Annotated in this window: 12 protein-coding genes; 5 read left to right on the top strand and 7 right to left on the bottom strand. The window is 72.6% G+C overall.

Translation table 11 applies throughout. The features are described from left to right. Window positions 1–59: 59 nt before the first annotated feature. The 4 genes from MCBG_RS19295 to MCBG_RS19280 all read right to left on the bottom strand — a co-directional run bounded on the left by MCBG_RS19295 (window position 60) and on the right by MCBG_RS19280 (window position 6,725). Complete coding sequence (locus tag MCBG_RS19295; protein WP_043327565.1) at window positions 60–899, bottom strand: DedA family protein; 840 nt, start codon at window positions 897–899, stop codon at window positions 60–62. Window positions 900–922: 23 nt separating this feature from the next. Then, a complete protein-coding gene (locus MCBG_RS19290; RefSeq protein WP_043327564.1) occupies window positions 923–3,439 on the bottom strand; it encodes a polynucleotide kinase-phosphatase in 2,517 nt (838 codons plus the stop codon). Then, on the bottom strand, window positions 3,436–4,902 hold the full coding sequence (locus MCBG_RS19285) for a 3' terminal RNA ribose 2'-O-methyltransferase Hen1 (protein ID WP_043327563.1): 1,467 nt from the start codon (window positions 4,900–4,902) through the stop codon (window positions 3,436–3,438). The genes MCBG_RS19290 and MCBG_RS19285 overlap by 4 nt, the downstream gene beginning before the upstream one ends. Window positions 4,903–5,150: 248 nt before the next feature. After that, entirely contained in the window at window positions 5,151–6,725 is a 1,575-nt protein-coding gene (locus MCBG_RS19280) for an LPXTG cell wall anchor domain-containing protein (RefSeq protein ID WP_043327562.1), read from the bottom strand. 167 nt (window positions 6,726–6,892) lie between these two features. Here MCBG_RS19280 and MCBG_RS19275 point away from each other — a divergent pair, with 167 nt between their 5' ends. Together MCBG_RS19275 and MCBG_RS19270 are read left to right on the top strand one after the other, a co-directional pair. Then, a complete protein-coding gene (locus MCBG_RS19275; RefSeq protein ID WP_043327561.1) occupies window positions 6,893–7,375 on the top strand; it encodes a SigE family RNA polymerase sigma factor in 483 nt (160 codons plus the stop codon). Next, window positions 7,375–8,421, top strand: a complete 1,047-nt coding sequence (locus MCBG_RS19270; protein WP_043327560.1) for an LCP family protein — start codon at window positions 7,375–7,377, stop codon at window positions 8,419–8,421. The genes MCBG_RS19275 and MCBG_RS19270 overlap by 1 nt, the downstream gene beginning before the upstream one ends. Before the next feature lie 13 nt (window positions 8,422–8,434). Here MCBG_RS19270 and MCBG_RS19265 read toward each other — a convergent pair whose 3' ends face one another. Further along, window positions 8,435–8,644 carry a hypothetical protein gene (locus MCBG_RS19265; RefSeq protein WP_030500565.1) on the bottom strand — a complete coding sequence of 70 codons (210 nt, stop codon included), beginning with the start codon at window positions 8,642–8,644 and terminating at the stop codon, window positions 8,435–8,437. 137 nt (window positions 8,645–8,781) lie between these two features. On the opposite strand from MCBG_RS19265, the gene MCBG_RS19260 reads away from it, so the two are divergent. Next, complete coding sequence (locus tag MCBG_RS19260; RefSeq protein ID WP_043327559.1) at window positions 8,782–9,165, top strand: phage holin family protein; 384 nt, start codon at window positions 8,782–8,784, stop codon at window positions 9,163–9,165. A gap of 162 nt (window positions 9,166–9,327) precedes the next feature. Beyond that, window positions 9,328–10,350: a class II fructose-bisphosphate aldolase gene (fbaA, locus tag MCBG_RS19255; protein WP_043327558.1), complete on the top strand. Its 1,023-nt coding sequence runs from the start codon at window positions 9,328–9,330 to the stop codon at window positions 10,348–10,350. 92 nt (window positions 10,351–10,442) lie between these two features. Here the strand turns inward: fbaA and MCBG_RS19250 are convergent, their stop codons facing one another. Beyond that, complete coding sequence (locus MCBG_RS19250; RefSeq protein WP_210869622.1) at window positions 10,443–11,654, bottom strand: LOG family protein; 1,212 nt, start codon at window positions 11,652–11,654, stop codon at window positions 10,443–10,445. Between the two features lie 262 nt (window positions 11,655–11,916). Between MCBG_RS19250 and MCBG_RS19245 the strand changes: the two genes are divergently transcribed. Continuing rightward, on the top strand, window positions 11,917–12,345 hold the full coding sequence (locus tag MCBG_RS19245) for a DUF3151 domain-containing protein (protein WP_043327556.1): 429 nt from the start codon (window positions 11,917–11,919) through the stop codon (window positions 12,343–12,345). A gap of 51 nt (window positions 12,346–12,396) precedes the next feature. Here MCBG_RS19245 and MCBG_RS35260 read toward each other — a convergent pair whose 3' ends face one another. After that, a complete protein-coding gene (locus tag MCBG_RS35260; RefSeq protein WP_223201269.1) occupies window positions 12,397–13,425 on the bottom strand; it encodes a MinD/ParA family ATP-binding protein in 1,029 nt (342 codons plus the stop codon). Window positions 13,426–13,718: the final 293 nt, after the last annotated feature.

The raw sequence follows: 13,718 nt of genomic DNA, 5'->3' as shown, positions 1-13,718 counted from the left end.
TCAGTCATGCCGAAGGCCGGTCCTCGCCCGAGGGCCGGCCGTCGGTGTCTGAACCGTGCTCAGCGGCGGTGCTGCCCGCCGTCTCCGTGGCCCGGCCGGTGCTCCTCGATGCCCTCGCGAGCCGCCTCCACGGTGCCGGCCACGGTCGCCGCGGTGATCACCGCGACCGCCTCGCCGCGCTTGCGCGCACGCCGGTCCCGCAGGAACTCGAAGAAGATCGGCAGCACCGAGATCACGATGATCAGCGCGACCACCGGCAGGATGTACCTGTCGATCTTGTCGCCGATGGCGTCGTAGATCTGCCGGGCCAGCAGGTAGCCGATCAGCAGGATGCCGTCGACCCAGAGGACCGCGCCCACCACGTTCCACACGAAGAACTGGCGGGCCGACATGCCGAGCACCCCGGCCACCGGGTTGAGGAACGTCCGCACGATCGGGATGAACCGGGCCAGCACCACCGCCTTCGCCGGCCCGAACTTCTGGAAGTAGTACTCGGCCTTCTCCACGTACTCCCGCTTGAACAGACGGGAGTTGGGCTTGTCGAACATGCGGCGGCCGTACCGGGCGCCGAGCCAGTGTCCGAGCTGCGCCCCGACGATGGCGCAGAGCGGCCCGCCGATCAGCAGCCCGGCCAGGGACAGGCGGGTGCCGTCGCCGAAGATGGCGTCGGCCACCGGGGAAGCGGCCACCCCGGCCAGGAACAACAGCGAGTCGCCCGGGAAGAAGAAGCCGACCAGCAGCCCGGTCTCGGCGAAGAGAATGACCCAGACGCCGATCATGCCGAAGGTGTGGATGAGGTCCTTCGGATCGAGCGGGTTCAGCGCCACGCTCTCGGAGAACATCCGTGTCTTCTCTGCTGTGTCCACGGCCACACAGGGTACCCCGGCCCGGTCCGGCATTTCGGCCGGACCGGGCGTCCTCGTCAGAGGCGGGGATCGACGGGCTCGGACTCGCAGGCGAGGATCGCGAACACCAGCTCGTGGCGGCGCCAGAGCGGCGCGTCCTCGGACAGCGCGTCCAGCGCGGCCAGGCCGAGGCCGTGCTCGCGCAGCGCGAGCCCGCGCTTGCGACCCAGCGAGCGCCGGCGCAACGCGGCGAGCTGACGTGCGTCCGTGTAACCGGGACCGTAGATGATCCGCAGGTACTCGCGGCCCCGGCACTTGATCCCCGGCTGCAGCAGCGGGCCCTTCGGACCACGGGCGGCCAGGCCCGCGTACGGCTTGACCACCATGCCCTCGCCGCCGGCCGCGGTGAGCGCCAGCCACCACTGCGTCGCGTCCGCCACCGCCGACTCGTCGGACAGGTCCACCACCCGCCGCCGGGTGGGTGTGAAGAACTCCGGGTCGGCGGCGCAGAGCCGGTCGGCCAGCGCCAGGTGCCAGCCGTGGTCGCGGTCGGCGTAGCTCACCCCGGCCCCGGCCAGCACCGCGAACGGTGCCAGCGTCACCCCGCGCAACCCGTCGGTCGGCCGGACGTACGCCCGGTAGGCCGCCGAGTAGGCGGTCACCTCGGCGGCCCGCTCGGCCATCCGGTCACGCAGCCCGTCCACCGGCAGCCCGCGCGCGGCGGCCGAGTCCAGCGCGGCGAGCACCGGCGGCAGCGCCGCCCGCCCGGCCGCGCCCACCCCGGCGTACTGCTCGCGGATCAGCCCGCTCGCCTTCGCCGACCAGGGCAGCAGCTCGGCGTCGAGCAGCAGCCAGTCGGCGCCCAGCTCGGCCCAGAGACCGGCGGTGGTGACCGCGGCGCGCACCCGGGCCAGCAGCTCGCCGTCGAGCGGCGGGCCGAAGAACGGCCTACCGGTACGGGTGTGCACCACCCCACCGCCGAACCGGCCCGGCTCCCGCTCCACGAGCACCACCGCCCGCGAGCCCATGTGCTTCTCCTCGCAGACCACCCGGTCGACACCGGCCGCCCGGTAGTCGGCGAACGCCTCGGCCGGGTGCTCCAGGAACCCCTCGACAGTCGACGTGGAGCAGGGCGCCATGGTCGGCGGCAGCCACACCAGCCGGCCCGGGTCGACAGCGAAGCGGCTCATCACCTCCAGCGCGGCGGCGGCGTTCTCGGCCGGCACGGTGAGCGACCCGTACGCGTGGGTGACGTGGCGTCGCCCGGTCACGTCGGCCAGGTCCAGCACGGTGTCCGGCCGCGCGGGCGCGACCGGGACCAGCGGCCGGGCCGGGGCGTACCACTCCTTCACCGCCGGTACGGCGACCAGCTCCTTCTCCGGGTAGCGCAGCGCGGTCAGCTTTCCGCCGAACACGCAACCGGTGTCCAGGCAGATGGTGTTGTTCACCCACTCCGGCTCGGGCGTCGGCGTGTGCCCGTACACGACCATCGCCGAGCCCCGGTAGTCGCGCGCCCACGGGTAGCGCACCGGCAGGCCGTACTCGTCGGTCTCGCCGGTGGTCTCGCCGTAGAGCGCGAACGACCGCACCCGGCCGGACGCCCGCCCGTGGTACGCCTCCTTCAGCCCGGCGTGCGCCACCACCAGCCGGCCGCCGTCGAGCACGAAGTGGCTGACCAGGCCGTCGATGAACGTCTCCACCTCGGCGACGAACTCCGGCGGCTCCGCGGCGAGCTGCTCCATCGTCTCGGCCAGACCGTGGGTCAGCCGGACGTCCCGGCCGCGCAGCTTGCGCTGCAGCTTCTGCTCGTGGTTGCCCGGCACGCAGATCGCGTGGCCGGCCGCCACCATGCCCATCACCAGGCGGAGCACGCCGGGGGAGTCCGGGCCGCGGTCCACCAGGTCACCGACGAACACCGCGGTACGCCCCGACGGGTGCTCCGCGTCCACCGGGCGGCCCGCGTCGTCGCGTCGCAGCACGTAGCCGAGCCGGGACAGCAGCGCCTCCAGCTCGGTACGGCAGCCGTGCACGTCCCCGATCACGTCGAACGGGCCGGTCAGCTCGCGCCGGTCGTTGAACAGCTTCTCGTAGCGGATCTCCGCGGCGTCGATCTCCTCCACGCCGCGCAGCACGTGCACCTTGCGGAAGCCCTCGCGGGCCAGCCGCCCGTACGACTGCCGCAGGTCGCGGCGCATCCGGTTGAGCACCTGCCGGCCGTGCGTGCGGTCGGCGCGCGCCTCGGTACGCTCCCAGGCCACCGCCTCCGGCACGTCCAGCACGATCGCCACCGGCAGCACGTCGTGCTCCCGGGCGACCCGGATCAGCCCGGCGCGGGCGTGCGGCTGGAGGTTCGTCGCGTCGACCACTGTCAGCAGGCCGCGGCGCAGCCGGATGGCGGCGACGTGGTGCAGCGCGTCGAACGCGTCGGCGGACGCGGACTGGTCGTTCTCGTCGTCGGCCACCAGGCCGCGGAACGTGTCCGAGGAGAGCACCTGGCTGGGCGCGAAGTGCCGCCGTGCGAACGTGGACTTGCCGGAGCCGGAGACGCCGACGAGTGCCACCAGTGCCAGCTCGGGGATGTCCAGGACGGTCATCGGTTCGTCGCCTCCTTCCGGTCGTCGCTGGTGTTCTCGTTGCGGTCGGCGCGGGTGAGCACCGCCATCTGGGTCGGCGCGCCCACCTCCGGGTCGTCGTCGCCGACACCGCCGACGACAGCCGTGTAGCCGTGCGCCGCCGCCACCTGATCCACCCAGGCCGCGAACTCGGCCCGGGTCCACTCGAACCGGTGGTCCGCGTGCCGGAACCGGCCCGGCCCGAGCCCCTCGTAGCGGACGTTGTACTCGATGTTCGGGGTGGTCACCACCACCGTGCCCGGCCGGGCGTGACCGAACACCGCGTCCTCCAGCGCGGGCAGGCGCGGCGGATCGAGGTGCTCCACGACCTCCATCAGCACCGCCGCGTCGTATCCCCGGAGCCGGTCGTCGCGGTAGGTCAGCGCCGACTGCCACAGCCGGATCCGGTCCCGCTGCCGCTCCGGCAGCCGGTCCAGGCGCAGCCGCCGGGCCGCCATGGCCAGCGACCGGTCGGACACGTCGACGCCCACCACCTCGGTGAAGCGCCGGTCGGCGACGAGCGCGGTCAGCAGCGCGCCGCCACCGCAGCCCAGATCCAGCACCCGGCTCGCACCGCTGTCCCGCAGCGCGGCGAGCACCGCCTCGCGTCGCCGTACCGCCAGCGAGGCGCGGCGGACGTCCTCCACCACCGGCGCCTCCCCGGGCGCGGGGTCGATGCTGTCGTCGGCGGGCGGCTCGTCGGCCAGGCGCAGCTCGGTCAGGCGGGCCATCGCCACGCCCGCGAGCGCCCGCCGGTGCGCCAGGTAGCGCCGCGTGATCAGGGCCCGCTCCGGATGACCGGCCAGCCAGCCGGCGCCCGCGCGCAGCAGCTTGTCCACCTCGTCCGGCGCCACCCAGTAGTGCTTCGCGTCGTCGAGCACCGGCAGCAGCACGTACAGGTGGTTGAGGGCGTCCGCGAGCCGCAGCGTGCCGGTCAGCGTCAGGTCGACGTAGCGGCTGTCACCCCACTCCGGGTACGTCTCGTCGAGCGGGATCGGGGTGGCAGTAACGGTCCAGCCCAGCGGGGCGAAGATCCGTACCGCCAGCTCCGCGCCGCCCCGGCAGCGCAGCACCGGCACCCGTACGGTCAGCGGGATCGCGGTCGCGGCCAGTTCGGGACGGTCACGCGACTCGCCCCGCAGCGCGGAGCGGAACACCTTCGACAGCGCCGACGAGAGCAGGCTGGAGGCGGCGTACGGGCGGTCGTTGACGTACTGCCCGAGCGCGAAGCCCTCCGGCGCGCGGTTCTTCCGGCCCCCGCCCAGCCTGAGTGGATCGACCTCGACCAGCAGCGCCGCCGTGCAGCGCGCCTCGTCCGCCTCCGGGTAGAACACATGCGCGGCGCCGGCGGGCAGATCGAAGGTCTGCACGCGGTCCGGATGCTTCACCAGGAGGTGGCCGAGGTCGGTCGCGGGGCGGTGGGTCGTGGTCAGGGTCAGCAGCACTTGTCGATGATCTCGTTGTTTTCTGGTTTTTGTCGTGGGGGTTTCCGGGGCTCCGGGTCGTGGGGGTTTCCGGGGAGCCCGACCCGCTCCGGGCGGTCAGGCTTGATCCCTGCGCGGGCCGGGCTCCCCGGAAACCTGACGTGGTCCGGCTTCGTCGACGGGTGTACCGCTTGGGGCTTGGTGTTCGGCTTCTATGTGGTGGTGCCCCGCCGACCGGTGGGTCGACGGGGCACCTGGGGCGCTTCGGGTCAGGCTACGAAGCGGGTCTTGCGGCGGCGGGTCAGCACGTAGCCGACCGCGCCGGCGGCGAGCAGCAGCGCACCGAGGCCGGCGATCAGGCCGGTGGAGGAACCGGTGATCGGCAGCGTGCCGCCGTCACCGCCGCCCTGGCCACCGTCGCCGCCACCCGGCGCCGCGTTGACGACGACCTTGGCGGTGTCGTTGGCCGGCTTCAGGTCACGGTAGAAGCCGCCGTCGCACTCGCACGGCACGTTGATCTTCACGAGGCCGGTGTCGTTGGCGATCACCTTGTCGATCTTCAGGCCGAAGTCCAGCTTCACGGTGTCCCCGGCCTTCAGGAACGAGTCGAAGTAGCAGCGGTAGTGACGCGCGCCCGGCTTGCCCGGCTCACCCCACTCGTCGCCCTTCACCGGGAAGCAGTTCTCCGGCACGGCGGTCGTGGTGGTGCCCTTCGGCACGTCGAAGGTCAGGTACGTGACCGAGCTGCCGGAGCGGCTGTAGTCGAGCGTGGCCGGGCCGTTGTTGCGCAGCCCCACCGTCGCCTTGACGGTCGCGCCCGCCTTGCCGGTGACCGACGCGCCGAGCGCCTCCAGGTCGGTGCTGTTGTTGCCGGTGACCTTCACCTGCAGGTACGAGGCGTTGTTCTCCGGCCGCGGGTCGGCCTGGAAACCCCGCGCGGCGGCGCGGCCGGCGGCCTCGGCCAGCGTCAGCTTGCCGTCGGTGCCCGGCTTGCCGATGGTCACGTCGTAGTTGCCGAGGTAGTTCTCGAAGTCCTCGAACTCGTCCGGCGTCATCCAGATGATCTCGCCGTACCGGTTGCCGGGCGCCATGGTGTCCGCGCCGAGCGCGTACGGCAGCGTCGCGCCGAACGTGCTGCCGCCGGGGAGCTCCTCGTCGAACCGGCAGGTGCGCAGCTCGTCACCGACGTACGTGCAGTTGCTGTAGTGCTTGGCGGCGTTCATGCCGTAGTCGTTGTAGAAGACGACGGCGGCGCCCTTGGCGGTGGTCTCGCCGACGTTCGTCACCTTCAGCGGCGCGGTGAAGCCCTTGCCCGGAGCGGCCGACACCGTGGTCTCCGGGCCGGCGGCCAGGTCGACGCCCTCACCGACGCGCACCTTGGCCTCGTGCGAGACGCTGTCGACGCCGTTCGCCGACAGCGTCACCTTGAGCGTGCCGGTGTCGCCGTCCTGGGCCTTGCCGGTGGGCTTGATCTGCACCGGGAAGACGCCGGACAGACCCCACTCGTCGAGCTCCACCTCCCAGGGCGTCGTGCACACGAGCACGTTCGCCGACGGCGAGGTGCAGTCCGTACCGGTGTTCTCCTCCTCGCCGACGGTCACCTTGCCGGCGAGGCCGGTGAGGTCGTAGCGGACGGTGAGGTCGTGCAGCACGACCGAGGTCGAACTGCGGATGATGCTGTAGTCGATCTTGCCGTCCGAGTCGGCGGCGATCGTCGTGTCGCTGAAGTAGACGCCGAGCTTGACCTTGGGGTCAGCCGCGAAGCCGGGTGTGGCGGAGGCGGCGACGAACGCGCCTGCGACGCCCAACCCGGCGAGCAGACGCCGGCTGGAGTTGCTGAGCATGTGGAGGGTCCTCCCGTGGGGGTGATCAGGTGGAGCCCACGGAGCTTAAAGATTCCTTAAGGGATCGCGTTGTCCCAGATGATGAATATTGACCGAACGGATGATCGTCGCCGCCGCAATGTTCCAGCCGCCCGGGACCGTCCTTCAAACGGACACCGGGAGGTGCAGTGACGTACGAGGAGTTCGCCGACGCGCGGTTGGGCGCCCTGCTGCGGTACGCGGTCATGCTGACCGGAGACCCGCACCAGGCCCAGGACCTGGTGCAGGACACCATGGTCCGGGTGCAGCTGCACTGGCGGCGGGTGGCTCGCAGCGACGCCCCGGAGCGATACGTGCGACGCATGCTCACCAACCAGTTCATCGACTGGCGGCGCGGCTCGTGGGCCCGGCGCGTGCTGCTGCGCGGCGACGTCGACGACTCGGTGCCCGCGTCCGCCGACCACGCCCAGTCCGCAGTCGACCGGGACCAGGTCCGCTCCTGGCTGTCCCGACTGCCCCGGCGGCAGCGCGCCGCGCTGGTGCTGCGCTACTACGAGGACCTGCCGGACGGGGAGATAGCCGAGATCCTCGGCTGCGCCGTGGGCACCGTCCGGTCCAGCATCTCGCGCGCGCTGGCCACCCTCCGAGCCGAACTCGTGGAGGTCTCCTGATGATCGAGGACGAGCTGCGGGCCGCGTTCGCCCGCCTCGAGGAGTCGACCCCGCCCGTCGGCCCGGTCCGGGCCGCAGTCGACCGGGCGGTGATCACCCGCCGTCGACGCCGTCGGCGCGTACGCCTGGCCGGCACGGCGCTGGCGGTCGCCGCCGTCGCGTTGGTCGGCTTCACCGCCATGGCGCCCCGGCCACCGGCGCCCACGGCGGCGCCCCTGCTCGCCACGCCGGAGCCGGAACCCGGCGGCGCGCTGAACCTGCTGCTGCTCGGCGTCGACCAGTCGGCCGGCAGCCGCCGTGCCGACTCGGTGCTCCTGGTGCACGTGCCGGCCGACCGGAGCCGGCTCTACCTGGTGTCGCTCCCGCGTGACCTGCTGGTGCCGGCGCCGGGCGGAACGGAGAAACTCAACGCGACCTTCTCCCGCGCCACCGGTTCGGGCACCGACCTGGCGGCCGGCTACCGGGCGACCCGCCAGGCGGTCGCCCGGCTGACCGGGGTACGCGTCGACGCCGGCGCGGTGCTCACGTACCCCGGGGCCCGTGACCTGACCGACGCGGTCGGCGGCGTGCCGGTCTGCCTGCCGGAGCCGGTTCGCTCGGTGCACACCGAGCGGCGCTTTCCCGCCGGATGCCAGCGGCTCGACGGCGCGGCGGCGGTGGACCTGCTGCGGCAGCGGTACGGCCTGCGCGACGGCGGACTGGACCGCGACCGCAACGCGGCCCGCTACGCCGCCGGCCTGCTCCGCCAGATGCGTGAGCGGGGAACGGCGACCGATCCGGCGCAACTCAACCGGCTGCTCATCCGGATCGGCCCGGCCGTCACTGTCGACGCCGGTGACCTGTCGTTGCCGGCGCTGGTGGGCGCGACCGCCCGGGCCGGCGCCGCCGAGCCGGTCGCGGTCGCCTTCCCGGTGCTCGCCGAGTGGAACGGTCGCGGGTACGAGGCGGACCCCGAACTCACCCCGGGGTTCCTGGACGCGCTGCGGGCCGACCGGCTGGGGGAATGGGCCGCCGCCCATCCGGCCCGGGTCACCGCCCTGCGGTGACCCGGGCGCCGGATCAGCGGTAGTCGTCCTCGTCGGCGGTGACGACGCGGGCCTGCTCCATGGCGTCCCAGTCGTCGACCTCCAGGCCGCGGTGCGGCTCGCCGTCGCTGTCGTCGGTCACCGTGGTGGCCTGCTCGACCGCGTCGGCCGGCTCGGCCTCCAGATCCCGCTCCTCCGGGGCGAGGTGGTCACTGGGCGCGAAGTCCTCGTCGGGCTGACCCATCGTCCCTCCCTGATCTCCGTGCGGGCATCGTCCCCACCACCGTACGGGCTGGTCCGGGCCGCCGCCCGGCGGCGGGCGGAACGCGGAGTCGGCGATTGTCCCGCTCCCGGCGCGCGGCCGGTGCCAGGATGGTTGCCATGGGCTTTCTGATCCGACTGGCGATCACGGCGGTCGCGTTGTGGATCGCGACGCTGATCGTGCCCGGGGTGGAGGTGAGCGGCCGTAACACCGGCAACAACGTGCTCACCCTGATCGTGGTGGCGCTGGTCTTCGGTGTCGTGAACGCGGTGCTCAAGCCGCTCATCAAGGTGTTCGGCTGTGTGTTCTACCTGCTCACGCTCGGCCTGTTCGCGCTGGTGGTGAACGCGCTGCTGTTCATGCTGACCGACTGGATCGCCGGTCTGCTGAAGCTCCCGTTCCACGTGGACGGGTTCTGGGCCGCCTTCTGGGGCGCCATCGTGGTGGCGGTGGTGAGCTGGCTGATCAGCGTCGTCGTGCCGGACCGGCTGGAGAATCGGTGAGCAGCGCCCGGGCCGGTTGTGCCCCGTGCGCGCTCCTACGGGATACTGCCCGCGGTGGACAGCGCGGTCCGGCGCACCCGTGGACGTGAGCGACCGGAACGGTCGCGCCCATGGAAGACAGCGGCCTGCACGGCCGAGAGCGGTAAGTAAGGAGCGTTCGACATGCCCATCGCTTCCCCTGAGGCTTACGCGGAGATGCTGGACCGGGCCAAGGCCGGCCGGTACGCGTACCCCGCGATCAACGTGACCTCCTCGCAGACGCTGAACGCGGCGCTCAAGGGCTTCGCCGACGCGGAGAGCGACGGCATCATCCAGGTCTCCACCGGCGGCGCGGAGTACCTGTCCGGCCCGTCCGTGAAGGACATGGTGACCGGCGCGGTGGCGTTCGCCGCGTACGCCCACGAGGTCGCCAAGAAGTACCCGGTGAACATCGCGCTGCACACCGACCACTGCCCGAAGGACAAGCTGGACAAGTTCGTCCGGCCGCTGATGGCCATCTCGCAGGAGCGCGTCAAGGCCGGCCAGGAGCCGCTGTTCCAGTCGCACATGTGGGACGGCTCGGCCGTGCCGGTGGCGGAGAACCTGGAGATCGCCGAGCAGCTCCTCACCGAGGCCGCCAAGGGCAAGATCGTCCTGGAGATCGAGGTCGGCGTCGTCGGCGGCGAGGAGGACGGCGTCGAGAACGCCATCAACGACAAGCTCTACACCACCGTCGAGGACGGCCTGGCCATGGTCGACGCGCTCGGCCTGGGCGAGAAGGGCCGCTACATGGCGGCGCTGACCTTCGGCAACGTGCACGGCGTCTACAAGCCGGGCAACGTCAAGCTGCGCCCCGAGGTGCTCAAGCAGATCCAGGACGCGGTCGGCGCCAAGTACGGCAAGGACAAGCCGCTCAGCCTGGTCTTCCACGGCGGCTCCGGCTCGCTGCTCTCGGAGATCCGGGAGGCGCTGGACTACGGCGTGGTGAAGATGAACATCGACACCGACACCCAGTACACCTTCACCCGCCCGGTCGCGGACCACATGTTCCGCAACTACGACGGCGTGCTGAAGGTCGACGGCGAGGTCGGCAACAAGAAGATGTACGACCCGCGCGTCTGGGGCAAGGCCGCCGAGGCCGGCATGGCCGCCCGCGTGGTCGAGGCCTGCGAGCACCTGCGCTCCACCGGCACCACCATGAAGTGACCCTCCGCGTGTAAGGAAGGGCCCCTTGTTAACGCCGTGCGTTAACAAGGGGCCCTTCCTCTACCGGAGGCGTTAAAAAGGGGCCCTTCCTTTCACTGCACCAGCAGGCGGACGGCGTCGCGTACGTCGTCGGTCAGGTGGATCGTGTGCGACAGGTCGCCGAACGGGGACGCGGCGAACAGCGGCCGCAGCAGCGACTCCACCGGCAGCTCGGTGGTCCAGTACGCGCGGTCCAGGAACACGTACGCCCCGCTCGCCCCGTCGGTGCCGTAGAACGTCTTGGTGGCCGCCTGGAACACCTCCTGCACGGTGCCGGCCTTGCCTGGTGCGAACACGATCCCGCCCCGGGCCAGCCGCAGGATCGTGTCCTCCCGGATGGCGTTGGAGAAGTACTTCGCGATCCGGCCCGCGAACAGGTTCGCCGGCTCGTGGCCGTACAGCCAGGTGGGGATGGCCAGCCCGCCGGACCGGGCCCACTCGGTGCCGGGCGCCGACGGACGGGGCGACGGCAGCGACGGGCCGTCCGCGTACCGCTTGCGCACCGCCAGCGCCGCCGCCGTGTACCGCTCGTGGTCGGTGAAGTCCGGCGCGACGGCGAGCGTGTCGATCGCGGCGGACAGCTCCTCGGCCGGCCACGCAGCGAGGAACGCGCCGAGGTTCGCCGCCTCCATCACGCCCGGACCGCCGCCGGTCACCACCAGGCGGTCGGCCCGCGCCAGTTCCCAGCCCAGCACCGCCGCCATCCGGTACGCGACGCTGCCGCGCGGCACCGCGTGCCCGCCCATCACGCCCACCACGGACTGCGGGCCGTGCGCGGCCAGCCACGACCGGGTGGCGTCGGCCAGCGCGTTGTCCACACCGTGGTCGTGCAGTCGCTGCCCGAGCGCCTCGCGTACGTCCGGCAGCGCGCCGCCGTGCGCCCGGAAGTGCGCGTACACCCGGGTGTCGTACATCCCGGCGAACCCGCTCTCGGCGAACCCGGCGGCCAGCTCGTCGGCCGTGTAGAGGTGCGACGGCTGGGTCGGGTAGGGCAGCCCGGAGAACGGCGGGACCACGTTGGCGCCCCGCCGGACCAGGTCCGCGCCCACCTCGCGGCCGGCGAACCGGCAGCCCACGAAGAGCGTGCCGGTGACGTCGACGTGGCGCAGGTCGGGGACCGGGTCGAGGTCGAGGCGCAGGCCCTGCACGGTCAGCCCGGCCAAGGTCCCCCCGGCCAGCCGCTGCTCGAACGCGGTGCGGGTCTCGATCTCGTTGACGTGGGGCGCGTGCGGCTCGATGACGTCCGCGGGTGGTGGAGTCGGCACCCCGTCATCCTGCCTCCGCACGGCAAGTGCCGAAACCGGGGGCGGGAACGACAGGAGCCCGGCGGGCACGCCGCCGGGCTCCTGCGTAACCGGGTCCTGGGGAGGCTCCGGATCTGTATTTGTAGTGCAAGAACGACGTCGGCGGCATGGGCCGCGGGTACGTGTGCTCCCGCCGCAGGCGTGACGAAACCCTCAGCCGTTCAGCCAACCGTACGGGCGAGGCCCCTCGCGTACCCGATGGCGAAGCGGGTTGAATGGGGCGATGCAGAACCTGTTGCCTGAGCCACCGGCCACCCTGCTCCCGGCCCACGAGGAGGCCGACGCCGCGCTGGCGGCGGCGGCCGAGCAGGGCACCGACGAGGCGTACGCCGAGGTCGCGGCCCGCTTCCCGACCTACAGTGCGGCCTGGGCCGCGCTGGCCGGCCGCGCGCTCGCCGCGGGCCAGGTCGTCACGGCGTACGCGTACGCCCGCACCGGCTACCACCGGGGCCTCGACCAGCTGCGCCGCAGCGGCTGGAAGGGCCACGGCCCGGTGCCCTGGTCGCACGCGCCCAACCAGGGCTTCCTGCGCTGCCTCTACGTGCTGTCCCGCGCGGCGGGCGAGATCGGCGAGGCGGACGAGGCGGCCCGGTGCGCCCAGTTCCTCCGTGACTGCGACCCGGCCGCCGGAGACGCGCTCTCCGGCGACTGACCACTGCCGCGACGGCCGGTCCCCACCCGGGTACCGGCCGTCGCGCCCGTCCTACAGCCCTTCCGCCACCGACGCGGCGATCTTCAGCCAGGCGTCCCGGGTGGCGGAGGAGAGCTGCCCGTACCGCAGCGGCTCGCCGGTGTCGATGAGCCGCTCGTACGGCGCCAGCAGCACCGCCCGGGTCCGCGCCGCGAAGTGGGCCTGGATCGCGGGCAGGTCGATCTCCTTGCGCGACGGCGGCATCGACACCACTGTCACCGCCTGCCGGACCAGCCGCTGCCGGCCGCTCTGCTCCAGGTGGTCGAGCATCCGGGCGGCGGTCTCGGCCGAGTCGTTCCGGGCCGACATGGTCACCACGAGCTGGTCGGTGGCGTCCATCGCAGCCTGCCAGTTCTGCGCCCGGACGTTGTTCCCGGTGTCCACGAAGATCAGCTTGTAGAAGCGGCTGACCACCTCGCGGATCTCCGCGAACGCGGCGGCGGTGAGCATCTCGCCGCCGGTCGCCGACTCGTCCGAGGCGAGCACGTCGAACATGCCCTCGCCCTGCGAGCGGACGTACTGCGACAGATCGCCGACCCGGCCGTGCGGCCCCTGGAACTGCGCCAGGTCACGCAGCATGTCGCGCACCGTACGGGCGTGGAAGTCCTGCTGCGCCCGCATGCCGAGGGTGCCCTGGGTCTCGTTGTTGTCCCAGGCCAGCACGTATCCGCCGCGCTTTTGGCCGAACGTCATGGCGAGCAGCAGGATCGCCACCGTCTTGCCGGCGCCGCCCTTCGGGTTGACCACAGTCACCTGGCGCAGCCCGCCGAAGTTGCGGCGGACCATCTCGATGTCGCGCTTCACCTCCTGCTCGTGCCGCCCGGGCGCGAGCCGGACCAGCCCGATCTTGTTGACCACCGCGCGTACGCCCATGGTGGCCACCGGGTCGACCGGCCGGGCCTGGCGGCGGCGGGCGAAGTCCTCGGCGGTCGGGGGTACCGCCTGCTGCGGCGTCCAGCCCTGCTCCGGGTACGCCGGCTGCTGTGGTGGCTGGGGCGCGGCCGGGCCGGACACCGGCGGGGCGGGCACGTGCGGTGGCACCGGGGCACCGGTCTGCGCCGGCCCGGTCTGCGCTGGGCCGGTCTGCGCTGGGGCGGTCTGCGCTGGGCCGTTGTGCGCCGGGCCTGCCTGCGTCGGACTGGCCTGCGCCGGGCCGGTCGGGGGCGGGCCGGGCTGTGGCGCCCAGCCGGGCGGCGGGTACCAGCCGGGCTGGCCGGGTTGCGGCTGGTAGCCGGCCTGGGGGTAGCCGGCCTGCGGGTAGCCGTTGCCATAGGGCGACGGCGGTGAAACACGCCCGGCGACGGTGGGAACGGCCCGGGCGCGGCGGCTCCGGC

It is taken from the genome of Micromonospora sp. M42 (genome assembly GCF_000568915.1).
Classification (GTDB): domain Bacteria; phylum Actinomycetota; class Actinomycetes; order Mycobacteriales; family Micromonosporaceae; genus Micromonospora; species Micromonospora chalcea.
Note: the sequence above shows the minus strand (reverse complement) of the source record. Positions and strands in the feature narration are given on the sequence as shown.

What these genes read in the sequence shown, in the direction of transcription:
- MCBG_RS19295 (WP_043327565.1), bottom strand. Translation starts at nt 899, where the DNA reads ATGCCGGACCGGGCCGGGGTACCCTGTGTGGCCGTGGACACAGCAGAG.
- MCBG_RS19290 (WP_043327564.1), bottom strand. Translation starts at nt 3,439, where the DNA reads ATGACCGTCCTGGACATCCCCGAGCTGGCACTGGTGGCACTCGTCGGC.
- MCBG_RS19280 (WP_043327562.1), bottom strand. Translation starts at nt 6,725, where the DNA reads ATGCTCAGCAACTCCAGCCGGCGTCTGCTCGCCGGGTTGGGCGTCGCA.
- MCBG_RS19270 (WP_043327560.1), top strand. Translation starts at nt 7,375, where the DNA reads ATGATCGAGGACGAGCTGCGGGCCGCGTTCGCCCGCCTCGAGGAGTCG.
- MCBG_RS19265 (WP_030500565.1), bottom strand. Translation starts at nt 8,644, where the DNA reads ATGGGTCAGCCCGACGAGGACTTCGCGCCCAGTGACCACCTCGCCCCG.
- MCBG_RS19260 (WP_043327559.1), top strand. Translation starts at nt 8,782, where the DNA reads ATGGGCTTTCTGATCCGACTGGCGATCACGGCGGTCGCGTTGTGGATC.
- fbaA (WP_043327558.1), top strand. Translation starts at nt 9,328, where the DNA reads ATGCCCATCGCTTCCCCTGAGGCTTACGCGGAGATGCTGGACCGGGCC.
- MCBG_RS19245 (WP_043327556.1), top strand. Translation starts at nt 11,917, where the DNA reads ATGCAGAACCTGTTGCCTGAGCCACCGGCCACCCTGCTCCCGGCCCAC.